The organism is Thermomicrobiales bacterium, assembly GCA_037045155.1.
In the GTDB taxonomy this organism is placed as follows: domain Bacteria; phylum Chloroflexota; class Chloroflexia; order Thermomicrobiales; family CFX8; genus JAMLIA01.
The window spans coordinates 599946-613745 of sequence record JBAOIG010000005.1; the positions used below are offsets into that span (position 1 = coordinate 599946).

Consider the following 13800-nt stretch of genomic DNA (forward strand, 5'->3'; position numbering starts at 1 on the left):
GAGCTTCCCCCTTCAGATGCACTTCGCGCGCCCCCCAGCGAACGCACGTTTTCCTTGTGAATCCGGGGAGGATACCCGGTCGCGGCGACGGGCGCAACAATTGGAGCGTGGATGCGGCGATCAACGTAAGAAATCGAGCCCGTACTTCGTCGTCAGGCAATCGACGACGCCGCTGGCAACACGAGAGACGATAGCGTCCTTCCGGGCGCTGTCGCCGCTGGCGAGGTCAATCAGATCGCTGTTACTGAGCGTCTTGCTGACATCGAGCACGCACTGGCTGGCGTCGTCGATGATCGGGTCGAGCAGGGCGACGAGCGGATCCGGTATCTGTGTCGCCAGGCACGTGCGCATCACGTCTCCGGTAAACGTCGTGTCGTCCTGTGACAGGCTGATCAGCAATTCTGGCGTCAGGTTGCGCTCCAGGCAGCCACGAATCGAGTCGCCGTCCTGAACGGCAACCGTCGGAGGGGCGAACGTCGGGGTTACCGTCGGAATCGGAGTCGGGGTGGGGCTCGGAGTCGCGGTCGGAATTGGCGTCGGAGTCGGCGCACTCAGCGACGCGCAGGCTGTCAGCAGCAGCGCAATGCCGGACAGCAGGCCGAATGTGACGACAAGGATATGCCTCATGATCTCCTCATTGCTCCCCTCGCTGGCCAGCGGGCATGTCGCCACTCATATCGATCATGACTTATGTGTCAATCGTGCTACATCCGGCCCGACCGGGTGAAACCCGTCGTATGCTGTGGAGGGCGAACAGCGCCTTTGAGCGGAGGGTAGTCACATGACGATCGAGATCCATCAGCCAGTCGCGGAGTTGACGCCGGATGCGTTGCGGCGACGACTCGACCCGGCAACGCTACCATTCGAGACAACTGCCGAAGTCGCCCCCGGCCGGGGAACGATCGGCCAGCCACGCGCGATAGACGCCATCGGTTTCGGGCTGGAGGTCCGATCCTATGGCTACAACACGTTCGTCGCCGGCCAGCCCGGCTCCGGCCGCGAGACCAGCATCATCGACCTTGTCGATGAGTTCGCCCCGCGCCAGCCGACGCCGAATGACTGGGTCTATGTCCACAACTTCGACGACGCCGACCAGCCCAACTCGATTCAGCTCCCGGTTGGACGCGGCGCGGCGCTGGCTGCCGACATGTTCCAGTTTGTGAGCGACGCTCAACGGGAGATTCCACGCGCCTTTGACAGCGACGATTACGCGCGCCGCCAGCGCGAGGTGCTGACTGAAATCGGGGGGCGCCGCGACAAGCTCTTCGAGGAATTGCAGCAGTTCGCCGTCGCCAACAGCTTCACGATCCAGATGACGCAGACGGGCATCGCGACGATCCCGACAATCAACAACCAGCCAATCCCGAACGAGGCCTACGGTCTGCTGCCGGAGACACAGCGGCAGGAGATCGAAAAGCACGGAAAGCTGGTTCAGGAACGACTCGGGGCGACGATGCGCCAGGCGCGACAGCTGGAGCGTGAGGCGGCGGAGCGGATCGTGGCCCTGGATCGGGATGTGACGCTATTCGCCATCGGGCCGCTGCTCCACGAGCTGCGCGAGCGCTACGACGGTGTCGATGAAGTCCGCCACTACATCGACGCAGTGCAGGAGGACGTGCTTGCGAACTACGGCGAGTTCCGGGTTCCAGATACGATGGCCACACCGGACCCGGCGCAGGCTGCAGCATTGCAGATGCAGGCCGGCCGGCGCGCCGAGTACCTGGCTCGCTATCAGGTCAACGTCCTGATCGACAACTCGGGGACACATGGGGCGCCAGTGATCAGCGAGCGCAACCCGACCTACTACAACCTGATCGGTCGGATGGACTACCGCTCGATGTTCGGCACGATGATCACCGACTTCCGCGAGATCAAGCCCGGCGCGCTCCACCGCGCCAATGGCGGGCTACTGGTCCTCCACGCCACGGACATCCTGCGCCAGCCGTTCGCGTGGGAGGCGCTCAAGCGGGCGCTGCTCTGCCGGGAGATCCGGATTGAGCATATGGGGGAACAGCTCAGCATGGTGCCGGTCGCGACGCTGCGGCCCGAGCCGATCCCGCTCGATATCAAGGTAATCCTGATTGGCTCGTCGATGCTCTACCAGGCGTTGTACGCAGCCGATGAGGACTTTGCTGAGCTCTTCAAGGTGAAGGCCGATTTCGCGCCGGATATGACCTGGAACGACGAAAATGTCGGTCACTACGTCGCGTTCATCAGCCGTCATATCCGCGACAACGACCTGCGCCATCTCGACCGCGTCGCAGTCGCGCGGATCATCGAGCACGGCGCGCGGTTACGCGAAGATCGGCGCAAGCTGTCCGCGCGAATGCTGGAAATCGCCAACGTCCTCACCGAGGCAAGCTACTGGGCCGGCAAGGCCGGCCGCGAGATCGTCTCCGCCGAGGACGTGAATCACGCAATCGACATGAAGGTCTACCGCTCCAATCTGATTGAGGAACGCGTTCACGAGATGCTGACCGACGGCACGATCGACGTCGAGACCACGGGCAAGCGCGTCGGCCAGATCAACGGCATCGCCGTGCTGAGCCTCGGCGACTATGCCTTCGGGCAGCCATCGCGCATCAGTGCCCGGGTCGCCCTCGGCAGCGGCGAGGTTGAGAGCGTCGAGCGCGAGATCAAGCTCTCCGGCCCGGTCCATGCCAAGGGATTCCTGATCCTGACCGGCTACCTGCACGGGCAATATGGGCAAGAGGCCCCGCTCGCAATCCGATCGACGATCACTTTCGAGCAGTCCTATGACGAGGTCGAGGGGGACTCCGCGTCGTCGGTCGAGCTCTACGCGCTGCTCTCGGCCATCGGCGATATCCCGCTCCGCCAGTCGATCGCCGTGACCGGCTCGGTGGACCAGTATGGCAAGGTCCAGGCGGTCGGCGGCGTCACCGACAAGATCGAAGGATTCTTCAAGGTCTGCCGGTCGCTCGGTCTCACTGGCGAACAGGGTGTGATGATTCCGGCGACGAACGTACCCAGCCTGATGCTATCCGACGAGGTGGTCACGGCAGTCGAAGCCGGCCAGTTCCACATCTGGTCTGCCCGCACGATCGATGAGGGGATCGAGATGCTGACTGGCATCCCGGCCGGCAAGCGCGATGACAACGGAGAATACCCGCCCGAGAGCGTCCACGGTAGGGTGGTGGCCCGCCTGCGGCATTACGCGGCGCAGGCGCACGCCTTCGCCGCTACCAGGACCGCGGCGCTCGCGACGTCAGACGATGGGGCGCAGCCAGTTGCCGCCCAGGGTTCGCCGTCGGCATCCTGAGTGCAGCGACGAGCATGAAGCGTCCGGTCGACAGCCACCTGTGCCTCTGTCATGTAGCGCCCGGAGCGAAACATCCGTCCTCCCTGCTTTCTGGCTTTCAGACAGGGAAACGGGTTCTTCGCTCCGTTCAGTGGGTCGTCGACGTCGAAGTGGCACACATGTTGGCGTGGCAGCCACCCCCGCGGCCTGTCATTCTGAGCGCGCACGCGAAGAATCTCTCCTGCGTTGGACTGTCACATACCTGGAGGAGATCTTTCGGTTGCGACCTCAAGATGACAGATGGAGGGGCAGGCTGCCGATCGGACAGTCTGACGTTGACAGCCCATTCAGTACAGTGACTAGCATGATGTGTCAGGTTGGCAGCCTCCCCGCACCTTGTCATCCTGAGGCCGCAGCCGAAGGATCTCTCCTGCGTCTGAATGCATCCAGCCAGGGGAGATGCTTCGCTGAGGCTCAGCATGACAAACGGCCGGGGTGGCTGTCGCACCACAGTACAGGACACATCACGCTGGTCGGAGCATTCAGTACAGCGACTACCATGAAGTGTCCGGTCGACAGCCACCTGTGCCTCTGTCATGTTGAGCGGAGCGAAACATCCGTCCTCCCCGTTTCTGGGTTTCCATGCGGGAAAACGGATCCTTCACTCCGTTCAGGATGACAGAGGGAAGGGGGCTTGCCGTACCCAACGACATGACAGATCACGCTGGTCGCTGTATTCAGTACAGTGACTAGCATGATGTGTCAGGTTGGCAGCCTCCCCGCACCTTGTCATCCTGAGGCCGCAGCCGAAGGATCTCTCCTGCGTCTGAATGCATCCAGCATGAGGAGATGCTTCGCTGAGGCTCAGCATGACAAACGGCCGGGGTGGCTGTCGCACCACAGTACAGGACACATCACGCTAGTCGGAGCATTCAGGATGACAGAAGGGCGGGGTGGCTGCCGGAGCCACCCATTGGTGGTACCAGCACACGCAGGTGGATTCCCAAATTCCCAATCCTATGGGGATCAGGAATTTAGGAATTGGGACGAGACACGGGAGCCAGCGCGAGTATCCCGGGAGGATAGAGGATGTCGGACGACCACTCGTTCCTGATCTGGCTGGCGCTCCAGGCGCAGCGCGATGACGCAGTCGGCGATTGCGCGCGCGACATGGTTGATGATCCCGACTGGCCGCCGACGGCGACGACGTATGCGACGGCGCGCGTCTACCTCGAGTCCCTCCAGGCCAGCCATCTGGCGATCGAGGCGCTCCGCGACGCGTGGGGCGAGTGGCAGCAGCGCCAACGCCAGGGCCGCGACTGACTCGGTCTGGCTACGTCGTCAGCCCGAAAAGCTCCGCCGCAGCGCCACCGAGAACGCTATCGTGATGCTGGAGATCGATCGCGGCTTCGACGGCAGCGATACTGCCGGCCAGGTCGCCGACGACGTGCGGGTAGTCGGACCCGAAGAGTAGCCGATCCGCTCCAACGACGCTGGCCGCAAGCTCGATCGCGGCGCTGGAGGCATTGGTCGTGTCGAGGTAGAGCCGCTTCATCACCTCGCTTGGCGGGCTCGCGATGGCCTGGCAATCCCGATAGCTCCGGTAGCCGCTGTCCAGACGAGCGGCAAGAAATGGGATCGCGCCGCCGAGGTGGGAGCCGATGACGTTGATCCGTGGGTATCGATCGAAGAATCCGGAGAAGATCAGCCGGGCGATCGCCTGCGTCGTATCGAACGGATAGCCAACGAGCACCACGAGCGCATACTGACCCATCGACTCGATGCCGGCCGGCGCCATCGGGTGGATATGCATCACCGCCCCCAGGCGGTTCGCCTCCTCGTAGAACGGATCGAGCCGCGGGTCGTCGATCGGCAAGCCGCCGATGTTGCCGCCGATCAGGAAGCCGGGCATTCCAAGATCATCCATGCTGCGGCGAAGCTCTGCGATCGCTGCGCCAGCGTCGGCCGTCAGCGGGATACTGGCCAGCGCCCGGAACCGATCGGGGTATTGCCGAACGATCGCGGCCAACGCATCGTTGCATATCCGCGCCAGCTCGACGCTGGCCAGCCCGTCCAGGAAGTAGACCTGCGGCACGCTGACCGACAGGATCTGGACATCGATCCCGGCGGCGTCCATCGCAGCGACACGGTCCGATATCTGGTGCATCTCCGGCACGATCGTCAAGAAGCGCGAACCCTTTTCCTTGACGATCAGCTGCTCGCCCTGGCCACGCTCCACCTCGTAGCGCCCGGATTCGAGCAAGCTCTTCAGAAACTCGGGTGGCTGGACGTGGGTATGGGCATCAATGCGCATGTAGCCTCCAGGTACTGACGATTGCTCCGACAGTCCGGCATATCCGGATCGGCGATATCGACCACCGGACGAATAATAGGCGAACGATCCCGTCGCGACCGGCCCGACCCATCGTCATGGGGCGGCTCATCGGGCTCTTGACGACCTCCGGACCCTGCTGTACCGTCCGGCGATATCGCCTGTCAACGCGAGCCGGTGTCGCGCCCGCCACAGGGGAGTGCCGGCAGCCTCTCACCCGCGCGGCCTCTCCGCAGATGGTGGAGCAGCTTGCGTCAACACGTCGTGGAAACGAGGAGGACACGTGGAGTACCAGCACATTCTCTGGGAGCAGCAGGGCGGAATCGCGATCATCACGCTGAACCGGCCCGACGCGATGAACGCACTGAACCGGCCTCATCTCGTCGAGCTGAACCACGCCGTCGAGCGGGCGGGATACGATCCTGCCGTCCGGAGCCTGGTCATCACCGGCGCGGGACGTGGCTTCTGCGCTGGCGCCGACGTCAAGGAGTGGGGCGCAGGGTACGAGGACGCGGAGCCGCAATCCAGCTGGATCGAGCTGGCCCACGCCCTGGTCGCCCGCATCTACCGCCTGCCGAAGCCGGTCATCGCCGCGGTGAACGGCGTGGCCGTCGGCGCAGGGTGCGACATCACGCTCGCTTCCGACTTGCGGGTGGCGTCGACAAAGGCGCGCTTCGGTGAGGCGTACATCAAGCTCGGCTATTGCCCGGATGCCGGCGGGTCGTTCCTGCTGCCGCGGCTGATCGGTGAGGCGCGCGCGATGGAGATGATCTACACGGGCAGGATCATCGAGGCTGACGAGGCCGATCGGATCGGCCTGCTCAACCGGCTGGTCGAGCCGGAGGAACTGATGCCGACCGCGCTGGAGCTGGCCGGCCGGCTGGCCAAAGGCCCGACGCTCGCCATCGGCCTGGCCAAGGAGAACATCCGCCAGAACCCCCTGCTCAACATCGAGGACGCGCTGCGCAACGAGCGACGGGCCGGGGAAATCTGCGGCAGGAGCGAGGATTCAAAAGAAGGTCTGGCGGCGACACTCGAGCGCCGCGAGGCCAACTTCCAGGGTCGGTAATTCCGATGACCACCGGCAGCAACTGGACGCGCATGTCCGGCGATTCCGCGTCCCACCCGCTCTATCCGCTGTTCTACCCCCGCTCGGTCGCCGTCGTCGGGGCGTCGCCAAAGGGGGGCTACGGGCTGCGCGTCGTCGAGGCGCTGAAAGCGTTCCGGTTCGCCGGCCCGATCTACCCGATCAATCCGAACTACGATGAGATCGCCGGGCTGCGCGCCTACCCCGAGATCGGCTCGATCCCCGAGCCGGTCGACGCCGTCGCCATCGCAGTCCCATCGCGCATCGTTCCGGGGGTCGTTCGGCAGGCGATCGAGGCTGGTGCAAAGAGCGGCATCGCGTTCGGCAGCGGCTTCGCCGAGGCCGGGGAAGACGGGCAGGCGCTGCAGGCCGAGCTGCGGGCGATCTGCGGCGATCGCTTCCCACTGATCGGCCCGAACTGCCTCGGGGTGATGAGCTACCTCGGCGACGCGGCGCTCTGGTCGATCCCGATCGGCGAGCCGCGCCACGATGGCGCGGTCGGGCTGGTCGCGCAAAGCGGCAACATGGCCCTGACCCTGATGAGCTCCAGCCGCGGTCTACGCCTGGCCCACAGCGTCTCGGCTGGCAACCAGGCGGTCGTCGACGTGGTCGACATCATGAGCTTCTTCCTGGCCGAACCGAATATTCGCGTCATCGCCGCCGTAATCGAGGGGTTGTCGGACGTCGCCCGGTTCCGGCGCGTCGCCGCTCTCGCGTCCGAGCGCGACGTGCCGATCGTCGCGCTGAAGCTGGGTCGATCGGAGAAGGGCAGCCAGGCTGCGGTGGCCCATACCGGCTCGCTAACCGGCTCGGACCAGCTCTACGACGCGCTCTTCGCGCAATACGGCGTGATCCGCGTCGACGACCTCGAAGAGATGAGCGAGACAGCCAAGCTGCTCAGCGCCGCTCGCCGGCCGGCCGGCGCCGGGCTGGGGGTCTTCGCCAGCTCCGGTGGTGAATGCGGACTGATCTCGGACATGGCCGCCGCCAGCGGCGTCGAGCTGCCCGACTTGCTGCCGGAGACGCGCGAGGCGCTGCTGGGCTTGCTGCCGCCGTTCGCAAACCCGCTCAACCCACTCGACATCACCGCCGCCGGCTGGGGCAACCGCGACGTCTACCGCGAGACGGCGAAGCTGCTGGCCATGACACCAGGCGTCAACATCGTCGCCTGCATCGGCGATACAACCCGCGTCTCCGGCCCGATCTCGGCCACTGGCTGGGACAAGATGATCGCCGGGATGGCCGATGCCCGCGAGCAGACTGACATCCCGATGGCCATCATCAACATCCTGACAGACGCCTCCTACGAGATGACCGACACGCTGGCCGAGGCCGGAGTGATCCAGCTCATCGGCGCGCGGACCGCCGCCCGGGCGATTGGCCATGCCGGCTCGTACGCCCGCTGGCGCGAGATCCACTCAGCCGCCAGCTACGCGCACAAGGTAGACGCCGAGCGTCGACTCACCGCGCTCGCGCTGCTGCCGCCGGCCGGCAGCGGTGGCGTCTCCGAGGCAACCAGCAAGGCGCTGCTGAGCCTCTACGGCATCCCGATCCCGGCCGGCGGACTGGCGACGAGCCTCGACGCCGCTCTCGCGCTGGCCAACGAGGCCGGCTATCCGGTGGCGCTGAAGATCGACGCCGAAGGCATCCACCACAAGACCGAAGTCGGCGGCGTTGCGCTCGGCATCGAGTCCGACGACCAGCTCCGCGCCGAATACGCCGCCCTGCTGGAACGCGTCGCCGCCCGCGCACCCGATGCGCGAGTGCGCGGGGTGCAGGTCGAGGGGATGGTGGCCGGACTGGTCGAGCTGATCGTCGGCGGGCGCAACGACCCACTGTTCGGCCCGATCGTCGTCGCCGGCCTCGGCGGGATATTCGCGGAGGCGCTCCAGGACGCGACGACACGGCTCGCCCCGATCGATTCTGCCGAGGCGCGATCGATGCTGGCAGGACTACGCGGCGCGGCGCTGCTCGGCCCATTCCGCGGCCGGCCCGCAGCCGACATCAGCGCCGCCGCCGACATCATCTCCCGCGTCTCGGTTCTACTGGCCGAGCTCCCCGAAGTGCGTGAGCTCGACCTCAACCCAGTTCTGGTGAGCGCCGACGGCTGCGTCGCGGTAGACGCGCTGGCGGTGGTGTGAGGGGATCGTCCACGACCAGGGGATTCACCACTCAGGAAGAATGAGGAGACAAATGACGCGTCGATTCGATGACACGCTCCCGGAAAGACTACAGACCAGACTCTCCCGACGCGGACTGCTGCGCTACGGAGGCCGGGCCGGCGCCGCGCTCGCGATGATGGGCGGCGTAACGTCGCTGCTGGCCGCCTGCGGCGGCGACAAGGGCGGGGCAACGACCGCGCCATCGAGCGGCAGCGCCTCGCCGACTTCCGGCAGCGGAAGCTCCGGCTCATCTGGCAAAGGTGGACAAGTGCGGGTCGCCGTCTGGGGCGGCGCGATCCAGGACGCTGAAAACAAGTATGTCTTCCAGCCATTCACCGAAGAGACTGGCATCGAGGTCATCATGACCGGTCCGCCGGATCCGGCCAAGCTCAAAGCGATGGTGGACACCGGCAACATCGAGTGGGACCTAGTCGAGGGCGGCATCAACTGGGTCATCGAACTGGGCGAGGATTACTTCGAAAAGATCGACTACTCGATCTTCGACCAGGCGACGATCGACGGCGTGCCCGAGATCTACCGTCATCCGTTTGGCGCTGGGTTCTACGTCTTTTCAACCAACATCGGCTGGAACACGAAAACGCTTGGCGAGGGTAAGAAGATCGAAAATTGGACCGAATTCTGGGACGTCGAGAAGTTTCCCGGAAAGCGCTCTCTGCAAGGCGGCAGCCAGCCGCCGCTGGAGTTCGCGCTACTGGCTGACGGCGTCGAGATGAAGGATCTCTATCCGATCGACGTCGATCGAGCACTCAAGAAGCTCAAGGAGATCATGCCGAACATCGCTCAGTGGTGGGATTCGGGCGCCCAGCCCGGCCAGCTCCTGACGAGCGAGCAGGTCGTAGCGTCCAGTATCTGGATCGGGCGGATTCACTCGTTGCGCGACCAGGGCGCGCCGATTGGCTTCACCTTCAACCAGGGGTCGCTGACACCGGCATTCTGGAATATCCCGAAGGGGGCAAAGAACGTCGACGCGGCTCAGAAGCTCGCCGCCTACTCGCTGCGGGCTGACGTCCAGGCGAAGGTGTGGGGTAACTATGTCGAGGGACCGACCAATACCAAGGCCTACGACCTGATGGACCCGGAACACGCAAAGCTGCTGCCGACCCACCCAGACAATGCCGGACTGCAGTTCGTCCCGGACGAAGAGTGGTGGGGTAAGAATCGAGCCAAGGTGTTGGAGCAGTTTCAGGCACTGATCCTCAGCTGACGACACAGCCGACCGGGTGGCCTCATCACCGAGGAGAGGAAACAGCCATGAACAGCGTATCGGACGCGGCGAATGCGGCCGATCCGATCGCCGGCCCGCGACAACGCCGGTTACCCGGAGACTCCAGACAGGCACGCTTCACTTGGCTGCTGCTCGTCCTACCGGTGCTCTATATGTTGGTCATGTATGTCTACCCAGTGTCCGTGATGTTGCTCCGCAGCATCACGGATCCAAACCTTGGGCTTGGCAACTTTCGCGATCTGTTCACCAACTCAGGCTATCGGCGCGTGCTCTTCACAACCGTTCGCATCTCGTTTTACGTCGTCGTGCTGACGCTGCTGCTGGGCTACCCCGTCGCCTATATGCTCTCAACGCTGCCGCCGCGCGCAGCCCGGATGGCGACATTCCTCGTCCTGCTGCCGTTCTGGACGAGCGTGCTGGTGCGCTCGTTCGCCTGGATCGTCATCCTCGGCGACAAGGGACTGATCAACGCCTGGTTCGCGCCGCTCAACAACGATAAGCCATTCCACCTGCTCTTCAGCGAGAAGGCGGTCGTGATCGGCATGGTTCACGTCCTGCTGCCGTTCATGATTCTGACGCTGACGGCGACAATGGCTCAGATCGACAAGTCGCTCGTGCTGGCGGCGCAAACCCTCGGTGCGTCACCGGTGCGGGCATTCCTGACGGTCTACCTGCCGCTAAGCATGCCGGGTGTGGCCAGCGGCTCGATGCTCGTCTTCATCATGGGGTTGGGCTACTACATCACCCCGGCTCTCCTCGGCGGACCGCGCCAGCTGATGTTCGCCAATCTGATCGACCGCTTCGTCAATCAGACCTTCCAATGGGGAGTAGCCGCTGCCGCGGCCGTCCTACTGCTCGGCATCTCGACCCTGCTCTATGTCGCCTCGCGGCGGTTCGGGCGCGTCGAGGGCCTGTTCGGCGGATAAGGAGGGCAGTGTCATGGCCGCCATTCAGACAACCACCGCTGGACGTGCCCCGCGCATTCCGCTCCGGATGCGGGTTCAGCGCAACCTGTTCCGCTGGTTCTACTATGCGTTTGTCGGCGCGATCTTCGTCTTCTTGATCGCGCCGATTGCGATCGTCATCCACCAGTCGTTCAATGGGGTCGGCTACCTGTCTTTCCCAATCCAGAACCCGGGCCTGCGCTGGTATCGCGACTTCTTCGGCAACGATGTCTGGATGCGTGCGATCCGCACCGGCCTGTCACTGGCGCTGATTGCTGCAGTCATCTCAACGCTGCTCGGCACGATGGCCGCCTGGGCGCTCTCGCGGGTCACATTTCGTGGCAAGAGTCTGGTGCTGGCACTGATGTTCTCGCCGATCGTCGCGCCGACGATCATCCTGGCACTGGCCTTCTACCTGTTCTTTGCCGACCTGCAACTGATCGGCAACAAGTACGCGATCGCCGCTGCCTACGGGGTGCTTGGCATCCCCTACTCACTGGTGACCGTCACGGCCGCATTGACTCAGTTCGACCCGACCCAGGAGCATGCCGCCGCGACGCTGGGCGCCGGGCCACTACGCGTGCTCTGGCACATCACCCTGCCACAGATCGCGACCAGCATCTTCGCCGGCTTCTTCTTCGCCTTCATCCTCGCCTTCGACGAGGTCATCATCATCACCTTCCTCGGCGGCGGCGAGACGATCACACTGGCGCGGCAGATGTGGAACAGCGTGCGCTATGACCTGACGCCGGTGCTGGCGGTGGCCGGCACGTTGTTGATCGCGTTCTCGATGGGGATATTCCTGCTCGTAGATATCATCAGCACCATGCGCGATCGTCGTCGCTCGGGCTAGCCGGGCGCGGCGACGAAGAGGATAGGTCAAATGGGGAATGTAGTCCTCCGCGATGTCTGCAAGGCGTTCCAGCAGAAGAACGTCGTCGACCATGTCAACCTGGAGATCAACCGGGGCGAGTTCTTCACCCTCCTCGGCCCGAGTGGTTCCGGGAAGACAACGACACTGAAGATGCTGGCTGGGCTGGAGATGCCGACGTCCGGCGACATCCTGATCGATGGCGTCCACGTCACGACGCTGATGCCGCACCAGCGCAACATCGGCATGGTCTTCCAGAACTATGCCCTCTTCCCGCACATGACGGTCGAGGATAACGTCAGCTTCCCGCTAAAGATGCGTCGAGTGGACAAGAAGGAGACTTCCGAGCGGGTACGGCAGGCGCTGGAGATCGACCCAGCTCGGCGAGTTCGGCAAGCGCTACCCGCGCCAGCTCTCCGGTGGCCAGCAGCAGCGCGTGGCATTGGCGCGAGCGATGGTCTATAACCCGTCGATCCTGTTGATGGACGAGCCGCTCGGCGCACTCGATCGCAACCTGCGCGACCACATGCGGCTGGAGCTCAAGCGGCTACAGCGGCAGATCGGCGCGACCGTGCTCTACGTCACCCACGACCAGGACGAGGCGCTGTCGATGTCCGACCGCGTCGGGGTGATGAACGACGGTAAGCTGCTGCAGGTAGCCGACCCGAAGACGCTCTACGAGTACCCGACCACCCAGTTCGTCGCCACGTTCATCGGCGAGTCGAACGTCCTCCCGGCTCGGGTCGTCGCAGCTAATGGCGACCTGACGCTCGACGTCGATGGCCTGCGCGCGAATGTCCGCGCCTCACGGGTCGACGGAGTCCAGCAGGGCGACCACGTCGTCATCGTGCTTCGGCCCGAAAAAGTGCAGATTAGCGACGCCGCACCCGATGCCACCGCCGACCTGAATTCAGCCAGCGCCCGCGTCGAGGAGATCGTCTACATGGGTCAGACCGCGCAGGTCTTCGCCCGCTCCACCGCCGGCGCGCGGCTGCTGGCGCGTGTCCCCAGCACGATGCGGATCCCGGCTGTGGCCGACGAGGTACAACTCACCTGGCGCGCGGCGGACACACGGGTTCTGCCATCGTAATCATTCGCAACTCGGCATTGACGGGCGCGACCACAAAAGTCAGTATCCGCAACCGACTTATCAGTCCAGGGTATGGCAACCAATGCCCACCCAGTGTCGTCATAGTCAACAGGATAGATGCTTTGGCCGCATGGCCCGATCGTTACGGATCGTAGTGATACCGCGCCTGCAGGAACGTCACCCGATCGTCATCGACGTGATAGACGAGCCGGTGCTCCTGCGTGATCCGGCGCGACCAGGTGTCGGGGTCGAGATACTTCAGGCGTTCGGGTTTGCCGATGCCGGCGAACGGGTCGCGGAGGACGGCCCCCATAAGTCGCAGGACGCAGAGTGCGGTCTTGCGGTCCGTCGCGATCCAGAATTCGAGGTCTTCTCGGAAGTGCTCGTCGAGGACGCACACTCGGCGAGTGGTCATTCGTCGGTGAGGCCAATATCGGACTTAATGGCAGCGAGACTGGTCGGCGTCCCCTCGCGAGCCTTCGCTCGCGCCAAGGCCGCTAACAGCCGTTCGGCATTCGTCCGCGAACGAAGAAGCTGTACAGTCTCCATCAGCCCGTTGAGGTCATCCGCAGCGATGAGTGCGACCGGCTCTTGACCGAGCCTCGTGATAATCACTGGCTCTCGCTCCTCAACGACTTGGTTGAGGAGTTCATCGAATCGCGCATGCGCGTCGGCGTCGGTTATCGCACCCATGACCAGTTCCATTCCTGATCACATCGACAATGACAATAGAGTGCAAGCGGCGACACGTCCCGTCAACCCGAGGATCGACCCAATATCGATCCCACCCCGCTCCGTTCGACTACGCT

13 protein-coding genes are annotated in these 13800 nt (G+C 64.2%); 9 read left to right on the plus strand and 4 right to left on the minus strand.

Features of this window, described 5'->3' with window-relative positions; all coding sequences use genetic code 11:
* Positions 1–120: 120 nt before the first annotated feature.
* Positions 121–627 (minus strand): hypothetical protein, encoded by a 507-nt coding sequence (locus V9F06_12945; GenBank protein MEI2618514.1) that lies wholly within the window; start codon positions 625–627, stop codon positions 121–123.
* Positions 628–781: 154 nt separating this feature from the next.
* Between V9F06_12945 and V9F06_12950 the strand changes: the two genes are divergently transcribed.
* Positions 782–3280 (plus strand): ATP-binding protein, encoded by a 2499-nt coding sequence (locus V9F06_12950; GenBank protein MEI2618515.1) that lies wholly within the window; start codon positions 782–784, stop codon positions 3278–3280.
* Positions 3281–4348: 1068 nt separating this feature from the next.
* Entirely contained in the window at positions 4349–4582 is a 234-nt protein-coding gene (locus V9F06_12955; protein ID MEI2618516.1) for a YozE family protein, read from the plus strand.
* A gap of 10 nt (positions 4583–4592) precedes the next feature.
* Here V9F06_12955 and V9F06_12960 read toward each other — a convergent pair whose 3' ends face one another.
* Entirely contained in the window at positions 4593–5573 is a 981-nt protein-coding gene (locus V9F06_12960) for an amidohydrolase family protein (GenBank protein MEI2618517.1), read from the minus strand.
* Positions 5574–5874: 301 nt separating this feature from the next.
* Between V9F06_12960 and V9F06_12965 the strand changes: the two genes are divergently transcribed.
* Genes V9F06_12965 through V9F06_12995 form a run of 7 tightly spaced genes read left to right on the plus strand, consistent with a single transcriptional unit; the run spans position 5875 to position 12991 of the window.
* Complete coding sequence (locus V9F06_12965) at positions 5875–6660, plus strand: enoyl-CoA hydratase (protein MEI2618518.1); 786 nt, start codon at positions 5875–5877, stop codon at positions 6658–6660.
* Between the two features lie 5 nt (positions 6661–6665).
* Entirely contained in the window at positions 6666–8819 is a 2154-nt protein-coding gene (locus V9F06_12970; protein MEI2618519.1) for an acetate--CoA ligase family protein, read from the plus strand.
* A 52-nt stretch (positions 8820–8871) separates the two neighbouring features.
* A complete protein-coding gene (locus V9F06_12975; protein MEI2618520.1) occupies positions 8872–10065 on the plus strand; it encodes an ABC transporter substrate-binding protein in 1194 nt (397 codons plus the stop codon).
* Positions 10066–10112: 47 nt separating this feature from the next.
* Positions 10113–11012: an ABC transporter permease gene (locus tag V9F06_12980; GenBank protein MEI2618521.1), complete on the plus strand. Its 900-nt coding sequence runs from the start codon at positions 10113–10115 to the stop codon at positions 11010–11012.
* A 13-nt stretch (positions 11013–11025) separates the two neighbouring features.
* Positions 11026–11883: an ABC transporter permease gene (locus tag V9F06_12985; GenBank protein ID MEI2618522.1), complete on the plus strand. Its 858-nt coding sequence runs from the start codon at positions 11026–11028 to the stop codon at positions 11881–11883.
* A gap of 30 nt (positions 11884–11913) precedes the next feature.
* Positions 11914–12366: an ABC transporter ATP-binding protein gene (locus V9F06_12990; GenBank protein ID MEI2618523.1), complete on the plus strand. Its 453-nt coding sequence runs from the start codon at positions 11914–11916 to the stop codon at positions 12364–12366.
* A complete protein-coding gene (locus V9F06_12995; GenBank protein MEI2618524.1) occupies positions 12338–12991 on the plus strand; it encodes an ABC transporter ATP-binding protein in 654 nt (217 codons plus the stop codon). Before V9F06_12990 ends, V9F06_12995 begins: the two co-directional genes overlap by 29 nt.
* Before the next feature lie 142 nt (positions 12992–13133).
* On the opposite strand, the gene V9F06_13000 is transcribed toward V9F06_12995, so the two are convergent.
* Both V9F06_13000 and V9F06_13005 read right to left on the minus strand, forming a co-directional pair.
* A complete protein-coding gene (locus V9F06_13000; GenBank protein MEI2618525.1) occupies positions 13134–13406 on the minus strand; it encodes a Txe/YoeB family addiction module toxin in 273 nt (90 codons plus the stop codon).
* On the minus strand, positions 13403–13696 hold the full coding sequence (locus tag V9F06_13005) for a type II toxin-antitoxin system Phd/YefM family antitoxin (protein ID MEI2618526.1): 294 nt from the start codon (positions 13694–13696) through the stop codon (positions 13403–13405). Before V9F06_13005 ends, V9F06_13000 begins: the two co-directional genes overlap by 4 nt.
* Between the last annotated feature and the right edge of the window lie 104 nt (positions 13697–13800).